This is a genomic window from Acinetobacter sp. MF4640 (assembly GCF_002018895.1).
Classification (GTDB): Bacteria; Pseudomonadota; Gammaproteobacteria; order Pseudomonadales; family Moraxellaceae; genus Acinetobacter; species Acinetobacter johnsonii.
In genome coordinates this window covers 1-12,682 of the sequence record NZ_MVOM01000069.1, presented here as the reverse complement: position 1 = coordinate 12,682, position 12,682 = coordinate 1, and the positions used below count along the sequence as shown (strand labels likewise).

General features: G+C 55.5%; 16 protein-coding genes and 3 pseudogenes. 2 read left to right on the top strand and 17 right to left on the bottom strand.

Annotated elements, in window-relative coordinates; genetic code table 11:
• The 3 pseudogenes from MF4640_RS19785 to MF4640_RS16795 all read right to left on the bottom strand — a co-directional run.
• A pseudogene (locus MF4640_RS19785) lies at nt 1–78 on the bottom strand (DUF159 family protein); the annotation flags it as partial.
• A 183-nt stretch (nt 79–261) separates the two neighbouring features.
• Nucleotides 262–495 (bottom strand): annotated as a pseudogene (locus MF4640_RS16800) (transposase); the annotation flags it as partial.
• Nucleotides 496–558: 63 nt separating this feature from the next.
• Nucleotides 559–723, bottom strand: a pseudogene (locus MF4640_RS16795) (IS4 family transposase); the annotation flags it as partial.
• Between the two features lie 70 nt (nt 724–793).
• Between MF4640_RS16795 and sdhC the strand changes: the two are divergent.
• Nucleotides 794–1,168 (top strand): succinate dehydrogenase, cytochrome b556 subunit, encoded by a 375-nt coding sequence (gene sdhC, locus MF4640_RS16790; RefSeq protein ID WP_005005993.1) that lies wholly within the window; start codon nt 794–796, stop codon nt 1,166–1,168.
• A gap of 1,296 nt (nt 1,169–2,464) precedes the next feature.
• On the opposite strand, the gene MF4640_RS16775 is transcribed toward sdhC, so the two are convergent.
• The 5 genes from MF4640_RS16775 to MF4640_RS19920 all read right to left on the bottom strand — a co-directional run bounded on the left by MF4640_RS16775 (nt 2,465) and on the right by MF4640_RS19920 (nt 5,163).
• Nucleotides 2,465–2,746, bottom strand: a complete 282-nt coding sequence (locus tag MF4640_RS16775) for a DUF427 domain-containing protein (RefSeq protein ID WP_003464986.1) — start codon at nt 2,744–2,746, stop codon at nt 2,465–2,467.
• 67 nt (nt 2,747–2,813) lie between these two features.
• Nucleotides 2,814–3,086, bottom strand: coding sequence for a glutaredoxin 3 (gene grxC, locus MF4640_RS16770; RefSeq protein WP_005005995.1), 273 nt, complete (start codon nt 3,084–3,086; stop codon nt 2,814–2,816).
• 453 nt (nt 3,087–3,539) lie between these two features.
• Complete coding sequence (locus tag MF4640_RS16765) at nt 3,540–4,286, bottom strand: ferredoxin reductase (RefSeq protein WP_002118292.1); 747 nt, start codon at nt 4,284–4,286, stop codon at nt 3,540–3,542.
• Nucleotides 4,279–4,881 (bottom strand): sulfite oxidase-like oxidoreductase, encoded by a 603-nt coding sequence (locus MF4640_RS16760; RefSeq protein WP_003464980.1) that lies wholly within the window; start codon nt 4,879–4,881, stop codon nt 4,279–4,281. The genes MF4640_RS16765 and MF4640_RS16760 overlap by 8 nt, the downstream gene beginning before the upstream one ends.
• 156 nt (nt 4,882–5,037) lie before the next feature.
• On the bottom strand, nt 5,038–5,163 hold the full coding sequence (locus MF4640_RS19920; RefSeq protein ID WP_256380712.1) for a hypothetical protein: 126 nt from the start codon (nt 5,161–5,163) through the stop codon (nt 5,038–5,040).
• 185 nt (nt 5,164–5,348) lie between these two features.
• Here MF4640_RS19920 and MF4640_RS16755 point away from each other — a divergent pair, with 185 nt between their 5' ends.
• Nucleotides 5,349–5,819 (top strand): TlpA family protein disulfide reductase, encoded by a 471-nt coding sequence (locus MF4640_RS16755; RefSeq protein WP_025467367.1) that lies wholly within the window; start codon nt 5,349–5,351, stop codon nt 5,817–5,819.
• Between the two features lie 325 nt (nt 5,820–6,144).
• Here the strand turns inward: MF4640_RS16755 and MF4640_RS16745 are convergent, their stop codons facing one another.
• The 9 genes from MF4640_RS16745 to istB all read right to left on the bottom strand — a co-directional run bounded on the left by MF4640_RS16745 (nt 6,145) and on the right by istB (nt 12,533).
• The gene (locus MF4640_RS16745; protein ID WP_010591688.1) at nt 6,145–6,438 is read right to left on the bottom strand and encodes a DUF1330 domain-containing protein; all 294 of its coding nucleotides are present in this window, start codon (nt 6,436–6,438) and stop codon (nt 6,145–6,147) included.
• Between the two features lie 58 nt (nt 6,439–6,496).
• Nucleotides 6,497–6,928: a GlcG/HbpS family heme-binding protein gene (locus MF4640_RS16740; protein ID WP_005006001.1), complete on the bottom strand. Its 432-nt coding sequence runs from the start codon at nt 6,926–6,928 to the stop codon at nt 6,497–6,499.
• 72 nt (nt 6,929–7,000) lie between these two features.
• Entirely contained in the window at nt 7,001–8,014 is a 1,014-nt protein-coding gene (locus MF4640_RS16735) for a zinc-binding alcohol dehydrogenase family protein (RefSeq protein ID WP_002118279.1), read from the bottom strand.
• Nucleotides 8,015–8,059: 45 nt separating this feature from the next.
• Nucleotides 8,060–8,368: a hypothetical protein gene (locus tag MF4640_RS16730; protein WP_005006003.1), complete on the bottom strand. Its 309-nt coding sequence runs from the start codon at nt 8,366–8,368 to the stop codon at nt 8,060–8,062.
• A 91-nt stretch (nt 8,369–8,459) separates the two neighbouring features.
• Nucleotides 8,460–9,428 carry a magnesium and cobalt transport protein CorA gene (locus MF4640_RS16725; RefSeq protein WP_002118270.1) on the bottom strand — a complete coding sequence of 323 codons (969 nt, stop codon included), beginning with the start codon at nt 9,426–9,428 and terminating at the stop codon, nt 8,460–8,462.
• On the bottom strand, nt 9,425–10,129 hold the full coding sequence (locus tag MF4640_RS16720; RefSeq protein ID WP_005006007.1) for a glutathione S-transferase N-terminal domain-containing protein: 705 nt from the start codon (nt 10,127–10,129) through the stop codon (nt 9,425–9,427). Before MF4640_RS16720 ends, MF4640_RS16725 begins: the two co-directional genes overlap by 4 nt.
• 140 nt (nt 10,130–10,269) lie before the next feature.
• Nucleotides 10,270–10,809, bottom strand: coding sequence for a peptide-methionine (S)-S-oxide reductase MsrA (gene msrA / locus MF4640_RS16715; RefSeq protein WP_003464967.1), 540 nt, complete (start codon nt 10,807–10,809; stop codon nt 10,270–10,272).
• Between the two features lies 1 nt (nt 10,810).
• A complete protein-coding gene (gene msrB / locus MF4640_RS16710) occupies nt 10,811–11,254 on the bottom strand; it encodes a peptide-methionine (R)-S-oxide reductase MsrB (protein WP_003464965.1) in 444 nt (147 codons plus the stop codon).
• 520 nt (nt 11,255–11,774) lie between these two features.
• Nucleotides 11,775–12,533, bottom strand: a complete 759-nt coding sequence (gene istB, locus MF4640_RS16705) for an IS21-like element ISPst3 family helper ATPase IstB (RefSeq protein WP_074964445.1) — start codon at nt 12,531–12,533, stop codon at nt 11,775–11,777.
• Nucleotides 12,534–12,682: the final 149 nt, after the last annotated feature.

The window sequence follows — 12,682 nt, the reverse complement described above, 5'->3', positions numbered from 1 at the left end:
CTCAAGATCGAACTGGCTAGTATCGACACCCAAAAGCATCAAATTTCTTTTACTTGGAAATAGGTAATTCGAGCACATGATTATCATACCTTTAAGTGTCACATTTCGAATTATTTGCCTTAAAATTCCATAACGGAATGTACCAATATTTGAATGATAGGTAAGAAAATACAATTAGACAGACTATAAGCAACAAATCAAGAGTCGTGAACTTTTGTCCTTCACGTACTAAAACTAATGAAAATGCACAAACAGGCGAATTCAAACATGAGGAGCGCCAGTTTCAAAAGCCTTATGATAATCAAAAATTTGAGCAAACTTCTCTAATGGTGTAAGCCAATCTAACTCTTTTCTAGGACGAGTATTCAGTGACATGGCAACTTGATTTAAATAATGCTGATCTGCCTGATTTAAATCAATCTCTTTAGGTAAATATTGCCTTATTAAACCATTCATATTTTCGCATGTGCCTTTCTGCCATGGTGAATGTGGGTCGACATTGAGTAAAGTAGGCATTGAGCATTTATTTGTTAAAAATTTCTCTGTACACGACAAATTTCACAGAACCCTTATCCTATCAGGATTCTGCCTTCTTAAAATTGCCAAAATTTCCTTAAACTCTTCTTTTTTCCCAAAACCAATTAAACGCTGAATCGCCATTTGAACATAGTCTAAACCATAGCGAAATAAACTCATTGAGAGTCGTCCATGCTTCTTTATTTTTGTTACAGCTGCTATGATGAATGAGATCGAAAACTGAAATCCCCCACTAGAATTGTTGACTGGAGTCAAAATGAATAAAAAGCGGCCGGTTAATCTTGATATTCGAACCATTCAGCTTCCTCTCACGGCGCTTACATCGATTCTGCACCGGATTTCAGGAATTATGCTCTTTATTTTTCTGGGACTGATACTGTATATGCTGAGCAAATCGTTGGAGTCAGAAAAGGGTTTTAATGAAGTCAAGGAGATTTTTTCTTCACCTTTCGGCAAAGTTAGTTTCTGGTTGGTATACTCTTCATTTATTTATCATCTCGTAGCCGGAATTCGACACCTAGTTATGGATGTGGGTGTTGGTCATACTTTGAAAGGCAGCAATCGCGCCTCTACTATTGTTTTAGTAGTGTCGGGTGTTTTAATGGTTGCTGGCGCCGTATGGATTTGGTAGCTGTGGAGTCGTAATGCGTATTTACAAGGACTAAAAGCGTCCTTTAAAGCTAACTTACGAAAGTATTTATAATCGACGGTTCACGCTTAAACGGTTGAATCCTTTCGGGCTTCCGAATAGCTGTTAGCTGAAAGCTATCATGAGCTAAGTTTTCTGTGCATCATCAAATGTGTTAATGGGAGCGCCATAGTACTAGGTACAAATATGGCTCTAGGACAATGTTAGATGTTTTGGATTTTGAGGCGGATCGCTCTTATCGAAGATCGTCTAATTCGCTCTGAAGCGCAGGTTTTTTGAAACTATCACCTGGTTGGCACACTGTGCGAATCAACATCAGATATGAGAAAGCCAATCAGGTGAACACTACCCTCGAGGGCTCATCTGTCCAGTTAAAGCCTCGAGTCTTTCTGGGTGCGCAAAAGACAAGAAGGTTATATGGGAAAATTATGAGGCCTGGATACCATGCGTCATGGGCGTGCCGATGCTGTGAGTGACAGAGCGAGAAGCAAGTGAAAGTCCCTGAAGTAGGGGCGGGATGCGCCCGAGTGGCATTTTTTGTCTTAAGGTAGATCGCGTAGCTGTTCTTCAGAATAATCTTCAGAGCGTTGACGACAGCCATCGCTGTGCATTCCTCAAGAATAGAATGTGTCGGAAGGGTGGCGTCATTGGTGTTAGTCATCGCTTAGGATTTCTCAATCTGGCTTACACGGGCGCCTGTACCGATATCCCCGCGGATGGCGACGTATCGATGTTGAATTCCTCGCCAGACGAAGTGCAATGAGCTGCGGCTATAGGCTTGCGCAGCCTTAGATAGCCGGCCGTCGCAGGCGCGCCGGTTGGCCGGGATCTTCTTCTGCCCGTCAGGTGTCCGGTCGGAACTCCAGCACGAACGCTACGACCTTTTCGGCGGACATTTCGCACGGCTTCAACAATGTCCTATCTGATGTAACGCGGAAGAGGTTGAAGCTGACAATGTCAGTCCCGTCCAACTCCCTGGCGAACAGACTGTTGCGACGTCCGTCCCCAGATCGCCGGACGATCAAGCTGAAACGCCGGCCTTCATAAGTCCCTTCTCTGTATCCCTCCGCAAGCTTCGCGAAAGCGGCATCGAACTCGGAATGCTCCATGTCATCCATCCTTATTGATAGAACAGAGGCGCGGCGGGTGCGAGACCGCCAGTGCCGGGTCGCGCTAAGGTGCCGGGCAGATTCCTGCAGCCGACGAGGCCCGGGGTGGGCAGGATAATTGAGATGTCGGCGCCCGCATGGCTATCAGCGAAGTCGTCCGTCCAGTCTGCTAGGCAACGTCCACGCCTTTCCAGAAAGCGATGTAATCCCGGATACCCTCGGCATCCGGAGTGGGGGCGGGATAGGTCCAAGCGGCGTTCACGTTGAGCGCGTCACCCGCGCGAACATGAAAGAAGCGCGCGGCGCCTTTGATCGGACAGACAGATGTGTGCGGGCTCATCTCAAGCAGGCTCAGGTCGACTCCTGACGGTGGGAAGTAGTGATTTCCCTCGACGATGACTGTTTCGTCGCTTGTGGCGATAGTAGTGTCTTTCCAGATGGCTGAGACCAACGGACTCTCCTTTTGTATTCATCAACCGGCGAAGGCTCGCGGGCTGGCTGCCCCAAGCCGCACCTCCTCAGGTGGCAGGCGGGTTGCGCCCGAGAAGTTTGTCGAGCTCGCCTCTGACATCGAGCGCGAATAGCTCATCGGAGCCACCGATAAGGGTGCCATTGATGAAGATCTGCGGCACGGAGCTTCGCCCCGACGCTTCCGCCATGGCCTGCCGGTGAGCCGGATCCGCCTCAATATCGAGCTCCTTCCATCGCACGCCCTTTTCCTTGAGGAGCGCCTTCGCTCGGCGGCAGAACGGGCACCAATTCGTGGTGTACAGCAATACATCAGTTGTCATATTGCATCTCCGGCAGTTGCACGCGGATCGCTGTCATGGCGTTGATCTCCAATTCGCGGCGTTCAAAGATGGCGACTGCACCTTGGCCGACATCGGAGCAGATGCTGACGATTGGCCGCTATCCAGGCGACATGGCCCAAAGTGCTTTCACCGCCAGGCAGAGGCCGCACGCGCCTCCTGTAGCGCCGAGCCGATGCTCTAAGGTAACCGAGCCTCGATTGGGACGGAAGCGGTCCCGCTCGAATCGCCCATCATGCTGGTCGAGCATATCAGGACGACGGATAGTGCAGGAACTTTCAAATTGAGCTTGATGTCGAGCCAGGTATCGCGAGCGAAGGCGTTCTAGAGGCCGGGGGGTACGAAGACTGTGTTCGGCAAAACGGTTCACGTTGATCGCCAAAGCTTCCCAGGGCGCACGTCTACGATCGGCGCGACGTGAGATAGCTCGCGCCGCTAGCCCCCGTAGCGCTCCGTCTTGATGATGGAGGCGTCCAAGCCCGCCAGCAGCGCGCTATCGGTTGCGATGTTGACGAATCCGTTAGACCCGCAGACGAACACTTGCGTCGGCTTTCCCTGAAGCCTGGTTAGAATTTCTTGGACCATCATGCCGTCGATCCGTCGCGCAAAGTCCGATGCGCGAACCGGTTTCTCGCGCGTAATCGCGAGCGCCAGGACGAACGCCGGATCGCTGATTTCGATGCAATGAAGTTCTTCTGAGAAGAGAACGTCCTCGGCGGTTCGTGCGGACAGGAGCAACGCTGTCGGAACGGCTTGGGCCAATGCGCGGCGCTGCCGGATCATTGCCATCAACGGCACGAGGCCGGAGCCTCCCCCGATCAACAGAACCGGATCTATGGCAGGCTCAGGCCAAAGGAAATGGCCACCGAGCGGACCGCGAACTTCGATTTCGTCACCAATCGCCGCGATGTCGTGAAAAAACGGCGAAACTTCGGCATCCGGCATGCGCTCGATAGCTATCTCGACGATCGGGGTCGAAACTGCCGATGACGCGATCGAGTAGCTGCGCATTGCACTGTAGCCGTCGGGCGCGGTCAGCCGGATATCGACGTGCTGACCTGCGGTGTGCGCGAACGGCTTGCTCAACCGAAGGAAGAAGCTCTTGATACTCGGTGTTTGCTGGATGATGTCGTCGATCACGCATGATTGCCACGAACGGACTTGCGCTTCGTTTTCAGTCATGGGTGTATCGTTGTTCGCGCCACGGATCGCCGTAGATGTGATAGCCGTGCAGCTCCCAAAAGCCGGCCTCGTCACGCGTCGTGAATTGCAGCGCATTCACCCATTTGGCGGATTTCCAGAAGTAAAGGTGCGGCACTAGAAGACGCGCCGGCCCCCCATGATCGCGGGAAAGTGGCTTGCCCGCATAACTGAGGGCGACCATCGCTTTCCCGGAAAGCAGATCCGTCAGAGGGACGTTTGTCGAATAATTATCGTAGCAGTGCGCCAAGACGAAATCGGTAGGCCGATCAAGCTCTGCATCTGCAAGGATGTCTTCAATGAGTACACCCTCCCAAACGGTATCCAGTTTGGACCAAGAGGTGACGCAGTGAATATCCTTTGTCACCTGGGTCTTTGGTAGAGTGTTGAATTCGCCCCAATTCCACGTTTTGACGGGCTTCGGACCAATTTTGACTGTGAATTTCCAGTCGGAGGGCTCTACCCTCGGCGTAGGGCCGGCCGACAGAACAGGGAAATCCTCCACCAGATGCTGACCTGGCGGAATCCGATCGGACTGGTCGCCTGAACCGCGACCGGTGAAACCTCTGGTGACCATAGTGACCCCTCTTGCTCGATACGGCAGACCGAAGCCGGCCTTCATTTCAGTACTCTGCGTAAAGCATTTGCCCGCACATCCGCCGAATAAGCCAATCGACTAAAAATCAGATACAGATGCTCTATCATCGTAAAAAATCGCGTATCGAACATAGCGTCAGGCCAGCATGATTCCCAATACCCAATGGCTATAGGGTAGATAACCCCAAGGCTGCGTACGCTGATCTGCGGTATGCGGAGCGGAAGTTGCAGGTTCGCTCTCAAACGGATGGGCAGCGTGCAAAGCTCAAGGCTCACCAGCGCATGGTTGCCCAGTTCGCGCTCGCCGGCAGCTTGAGTATATTAAGGACGAAATGTCGATCTGATCTATTCTGGCTTCAGGAAATAGGGAAAATAAGGTCGGACGTTCGCGCACCGTCGCGACGCGCGATCATCCACTAAGCTTCTGTATCGGGGTTGGAGGATCAGATGAACGAGATCGAACGACAAGCGCCTGAGCTGCGGGTGCAAAAATGGATTGGCAAAGATGGGGAAAGTATCGCGCCGTTCAAACTGTCAGATATCGGGCCCGGCCCGAAAATCTTGTTTGCCTTCCAGCATTGGTGCCAAGGTTGCCAATTGCATGGGTTTCCGACGCTACAAAAGTTGCATGCAGCGTTGAGCTCAAAAGACGTGGGGTTCGCAGTGATCCAGACCGTCTTCGAAGGAACGCATGAGAATACCTTCGAGAAGTTGCGCGTGAACCAGCTCAAGTATGAGCTTCCTATCGTTTTCGGTCACGACGAGCAACCGACCGGCTCGCCGTTTCCAACCTTCATGGAAGACTACCGCACACGAGGAACTCCGTGGTTTACGGTTATCGACGCTGGCGGTAGCATTGTTTTCTCGGACTTCCATCTCGACGCGGAGCGACTAGTGAAGCAACTTGAGCAAGGTTAATCGTTGGAAGGTGGGCAATCATCCTGATTGCCACCCATCCCCTGATGCCCACTACAGGCGTTGCGCGCTGTAACTCTGTTGATCAGCGTGCGAAAACCCGGATCCGGATAGGAGGAGCGTCAACGATTGAATCAATCCGTTGGGAGAGGGCGGCTCCGCTCCGTCAGCTCGGCAATAGATAACCCATTCTCGCCGAGCAACTCTCTGATCCGATCGACGATATGAGCCCCTAGCGCCGCTGTCTTGGTCCCCCCCACAGATTCCCAAGATGCGAGTTCACACGCCGATACCTCGTGGTCAGCGCCGAAGTGCTTCTGTCGGTATGTCACCGCCGCCCTTCAATGATAAAGGCGCGGTAACGGGAACCGGCAAAGCGTTGAGCAGCGATGGTTTGGTAGGCGGGACTGTCATACCAGTCGCGAGCGGCCTGCATCGTCGGGAAACGCAAGATTACGGCCCCTTCGATGGGCGGCCCCTCCAAATGCTGGATCGCGCCATAAGCGGCGAGAAAGGTAACGTCGTGACCATCGAACGATGGTCCGACGCCTGCAGAATAGGTTGCGAGTGCATGTGGGTCGCTGGTTTCTTCCCGCGTAAAGACGACGAACGCTTCCATCATTAGGCCTCTCAAAGGTTGGATCTGTTGGCCATTACCACCGGTGATGGCCTCACAGTCGTCAGGCTGGCAACTGGAACCCGATTTTCATGAGTGCCTCGACGCACGCATCCTGATCCTGCTGATAGTTGCCTCCGGAGATGCCTATGCCGCCGATCAACTTCCCATCCTCCAGAATCGGATAACCGCCGCCGACAGCGACCATCCGAGGGCGATAGGCTAGCGGCGCCACTTTTGGATCGTTGGTCACATAGTCGTTCCAGACATGGGTCGGGAACCCAAACGAGGCGGAACTCCAGGCCTTGTCGATGGCAACATCGACGGTAAGGAACGGCGCATCGTCGGTGCGCTCGAACGCGCGCAGGTTACCGGTGGCGTCGACGACGGCGACGGCAGCCGGGATGCCGATGGCACGGGCCGCAGCGAGCGCCGCGTCGATGAGGGCGACTGCGGTTTCGCGGTTGATCGAGGCGGTGGCAATAGATTTGGTCATGGGATTCTCATCGCTGGGGCATAACCCGTTCGGCTTTTTGAGGTTGGACAAGATGTTTGGCGATCGCGGTCGTTAGAAGCCTTCGAGGACGATCTTGCCTTTAGCCGCGCCACTTTCGATCAGTGCATGCACCGTCTTCAGATTGGCGGCATTGATCGGCGACAGTCGCCGGGTCAGCGTCGTGCGGATTTTGCCGTCGTCAACCAGCGCTGCCATCGCATCCAGAATCTCGCCCTGCTCATTCATGTCGGGCGTGCCGTAGATCGACCGCGTGAACATCAGCTCGTGGTGGATCGACACCGCCTTGCGCTTGAAAACCATGATATCGAATGCCTTGGGATCGTCGATCAGTCCGAACCGTCCTTGTGGGGCGATCAGTTCGGCGATGTCGGCGACATGTTGCTCGGTATGTGTGGTCGAAAAGACGAAAGCGGGAGCACCGATGCCGAGTTCGGCGATCTGTGGCGCGAGCGGACGAGAATGGTCGATGACGTGGTGAGCTCCAAGCCCTCTTACCCACTCTTGGGTTTCCGGTCGAGAGGCTGTGGCGATGACGGTGAGGTCCGTGCGCTGTCGCGCGATCTGGACGGCGATCGACCCAACCCCGCCCGCGCCACCGATGATGAGGATCGCCTCCGCCGCACCGGGTACGGGCTTCGCCACGTCCAGGCGGTCGAACATCGCCTCCCAGGCCGTCAACGTCGTCAGCGGCAGCGCCGCCGCTTCCGCCCAGGAGAGCGACGCAGGTTTGTGACCGACAATCCGGGCGTCGACGAGATGGAACTCCGCATTGGTACCGGGCCGTGTGATCGATCCGGCATAATAGACCTCGTCGCCTAACTCGAACTGCGTGACGTCGGGGCCGACCTCGCGCACAATCCCGGCGGCATCCCATCCCAGCACCTTCCAATCGCCATCTGCCGGCGGCGTGCTGTTGCGGACCTTGTAGTCGACCGGGTTGACCGAGACGGCCTTCACCTCAACCAGGATATCGTATCCTGCAGCGACAGGCCGAGGCAGATTGATGTCGACCAGCGCGGCATCCGCGGCGATGGGTCCCGGAACCTTGTAACCAATGGCTTTCATAAATGTCTCCAGCTTGCTTGATCGGATGACGCGAATGCTCGTTAGTCAACTTCTTCTACATTGAGGTCCCGACTCTTGAACTGGGTCGCGGTAGCAGATTTCATCGAACACGTCGATCAACAGGCCTTTATGCTCTGTCGCCGGATCGGTGATCGCGTAGATGTTGGAGGCATCTTCGCCGTCGTCCCCGCTCTCGAGGCGCAACGCCGCATCGACGCGAATGCTGCATGCATCGAGGGTTGACCCTAGTTCGAGATCGACGAGATTGCCGTCCTTGACGCGGTATTCGCGGTCATAGCCGTTGGCGATGAATGACTGGACTGCTTCTAGAACGTCGGTCACCTGGGAGGTCATGGAAGCACCTTCATCTTGAACTGGATTGGACACGCTCGCGCACAAAGCGCGCTGTGACTCGGCGGACGGAGAAGCTCGCGAAGTGCGTTACTCATAGCCACTTGGCCTTCTTGAAGCGCATGAACAGGAGAAGGCAGAACACCGCTATCACTCCGAGCACGACGAAGTAGCCATATGGCGTGTCCAGTTCCGGCATGTGCTTGAAGTTCATGCCATATATTCCGGCGATCGCCGTCGGGACCGTCAAGATCGCCGCCCAGGCCGCGAGCTGGCGAGTGACCACACCGATCCTTTGCGCTTCCAGAAGGCTGCTGGCCTCGAAGACCGTGGACAGGACAAGCAGGAGGCCGTCGACCATGGACTGCACGCGGTGGACATGGTCCGCGACGTCGTGGAAATATGGTGTCATTTCGGCGCTGATGCAGGGAAAGTGGCCGCGAACGAGCTTTCGCACCAGCTCGGCCATAGCCCCGAGCGTGCGCTGGAACCGCGTGAGTTCGGACCTTAGTTCGAAGATTCGCGCCACCTCTTCTGGCCCGAGGAAATCGTGCAGCGACCGTCGCTCCATCGCCAGGACGTCGTCCTCGATCATTTCGAAGATGGGCAGATACTGGTCGACCACTCGGTGCAAGATCGCGTGCAGCACATAGTCGACACCCTTGCCGAACTGCGTCGGCGATGCCTCGAGTTGCTCCCGAAGTTTGCCCAGCGCTCCGGCATTGCCGTGCCGCACGGTGATAAGGTGATTGTGACCGGTGAAGATCGCCATCTTGCCGTAGCTGATCCGGTCGCCGACCAGCTCGGCGGTCTGGGCGACGACGTACAACTCATCGTTGTAGACCTCGAGCTTGGGCGGGCACAGCGGGTGCATGGCGTTGTCGATCGCCAAAGGATGGAGGTTATACGTCGTCTGGATCGCGCTGAGTTCGTCTGCGGTGGGCTCGCTAAGCGCGATCCAGCAGAAGCCCGAGCGATTCTCGTTTAGTTCGACGTGCTCATCGAGCCTGATTTCACGGACTCGCTTACCTTCGTTGTAATAATATGCGGCGATAATGGTCATGCAGGCCTCGCAGGAATTCGCAGGCCACGCTGTACAGCCGGTCGCGCCAGCCCGCGTTCGAGCCATGCCTGCACGTTCGAATAGCTGCTTAGGCCGAGGATGTCGCCCGCTGCGTAGAATTCGACCAGCGCATTCACCCAGCCAAACGTCGCAATGTCCGCGATCGAGTAATCATCGACAATCCATTCGCGGCCCTCCAGCCGGTGATCCAGGACCCCGAGAAGACGCCTGGATTCATCAACAAAGCGCTGCCGAGGTCGCTTGTCCTCATAGTCCTTGCCGGCAAATCGCAGGAAAAAGCCTAGCTGTCCGAACATCGGCCCGATGGCCGACATCTGAAAGAACACCCACGCTAGGGTCTCGTAACGCTGGCCTGGTTCGGTGGAGATGAACTGACCCGTCTTGTCGGCCAGATAGAGGAGGATCGCACCGGATTCCCATAAGGCGATGGGTCTACCGTCAGGGCCAGCCGGATCGATGATCGCCGGTATGCGTCCGTTCGGGTTCAGCGACACGAACGCCGGATCCTTCGACTCGTTGTTCGAGATGTCGATCAGGTGGGGCTCGTACGCCAGGCCAGTCTCCTCAAGCATGATCGAGACCTTGACGCCATTGGGCGTAGGGGCTGCGTAGAGTTGCAGGCGATCGGGATGAGATGCCGGCCAGCGCTGCGTGATCGGAAAGGACGAGAGGTCTGGCATAAATCTGCGATCCTGGTGTTGCGATGGCGACTGACTGGAACGAGCCGTCACTCTGAAGTAGGGTTCGATGACCGCGTCGCTGAACGACGCGGTCACGAAGATTGCGGACCGGACCGGCGCAGTGGCAACGGCAGTGAAGCCTATTCCGCCGCGGTCCCGGCCGCTGGCTGTACGTCGTCAACCTTTTGGCGCTTCGGAAGCACCCAGCCGGGACGGACGAAGTGGCAGGTGTAGCCGCCCGGGCGCTTCTCCAGATAATCCTGGTGATCGGGCTCGGCCTCCCAGAACTCGCCGACCGGCTGGACCTCGGTCACCACTTTGCCATCCCACAGCCCCGAGGCATCCACATCGGCGATCGTATCCTCGGCGACGCGCTTCTGCTCCTCGTCGACATAATAGATGCCCGACCGGTAGGAGAGCCCACGATCATTGCCCTGGCGGTTCAGCGTCGTCGGATCGTGGATCTGGAAGAAGAATTCCAGGATGTTCCGGTAGCTCGTCACTGTCGGGTCGAAGACAATCTCGATCCCCTCGGCATGCGTGCCGTGATTACGATACGTGGCGTTCGGAATATCGCCGCCCGTGTAACCCACACGGGTCGAGATGATGCCGGGCCGCTTGCGGATCAGATCCTGCATGCCCCAGAAACATCCTCCTGCGAGAACAGCGCGCTGATGCATGTTAAGCCTCCTCTACTTGATCGAGATATTCACCGTATCCCTCGGACTCCATCTCGTCGCGCGGGATGAAGCGAAGGGACGCTGAGTTGATGCAGTACCGCAGACCGCCGCGGTCGGAAGGACCATCGGGGAACACATGGCCGAGATGACTGTCTGCGTGTACTGACCTGACCTCCGTCCGGACCATGCCGTGTGCGCTGTCCCGCACCTCGTTCACGTTTGCCGAAACGATCGGCTTGGTGAAGCTGGGCCAGCCAGTACCCGAATCGAACTTGTCCGTCGAAGCGAACAGTGGCTCTCCCGACACTATGTCGACGTAGATGCCAGGCTCCTTGTTGTCGTTGTACTCGCCCGTGAAGGGCCTTTCGGTGCCCGCCTCCTGGGTAATTCGGTGTTGCTCGGGAGTCAGGTGGTCGATTGCTGTCTGTGACTTTTCAAACTTCATTACAGTCTCCAATACTTATCTAGAGGGCCAGGCACGCTACCGCTAATTTTTTATGTCTCCTGATTTGCTCCTACAATGGTAGTGGGATGGCAAACGAGGTTTTACTAAGTGTTGGAAAATTAGAGATTTAAATTTCGCGTCTATTAATTCTAGCGCAACTGAGTGGTTAAGCAAGTACGTAATCAGTAAATATTAAAAAAATAACACAAAAGCACGATTATATAATACAGTGTCAGTGTTTTATGATAATCAACAACGCCTGTTTAGATGCTGGTAGATGCGAATTTTTTGGCGTACAGTCAAAATTTTCTGATGGTTGCTTAGTGTGTTGGCGCTGATGGAAAATTGACCCACCCTGCCGATTGAAATTTGACCCAGGGCGGATTGCTGATTTTGTTACCAGCAACTGTGGATAAGTCTACCAGCGCAGCTGCTGTTGCCCCCACTCCTTCGCTAGCCCAGTTCAGTTGTTTAAGACCTGCCACACGCAGCCATGTAGCAGGCCGTCGTCGCCATGAAATCAGAACGGCTCATCGTCCTCCGGTTCCTGGCCGCCCTTACGCTTTCGCTCCCGTGATTTGATCTTGGCCTGGGCCGCCAAGCTACTGTGTTGCAGGCGATAGGACTCGTTACCGGTTTCGACGATGTGGCAGTGGTGGGTCAGCCGATCCAGCAGGGCGGTGGTCATCTTGGCGTCGCCGAACACGCTCGACCATTCGGCGAAGCTCAGGTTGGTGGTGATCACCACGCTGGTGTGTTCGTACAGCTTGGATAGCAGGTGAAACAGCAACGCACCGCCGGCCTGGCTGAAGGGCAGATAACCCAGTTCGTCGAGGATGACCAGATCCATGCGCAGCAGAGCTTGGGCGATCCGCCCGGCTTTGCCGTCGTGCTTTTCGCGCTCCAGCAGATTGACCAGATCGACCGTGGAGTAGAAGCGCACGCGCTTGCCGTGCCGGGTGATGCCGGACACGGCCAGCGCAGTGGCCAGGTGGGTTTTACCGGTGCCAGGCCCACCGATCAGCACCACGTTCTGCGCGGTGTCGGTAAAGGCCAGACTGGCCAGTTCGCTGATCAAACGAGCGTCTGCGCTGGAGGCGCTGAAGTCGAAGCCGGCCAGGTCGCGGTGCATCGGCAGCTTGGCCATGTTCATCTGGTGGCTCACCGAGCGCATGGCGCGATCTGTGTGCTCTTGTTCCAGCAGGTGTTCGAGCAGCCACTTGGACGAGGCTGTGTTCGACTCACCCTGCGCAGTCAACTCCGCCCAGGCCGTGGCCATGCCGTGCAGGCGCAGCTCCTTGAGTGATGTGTGCTGAAAAAACAGGAGGTTTTAACTTGGTAAACTAAACACACTCATCAGGAGTTTACCATGAGCAAGAAACACAAGACTTACACCACAGAATTTAAAGCTGAAGCCATCAAATTAAT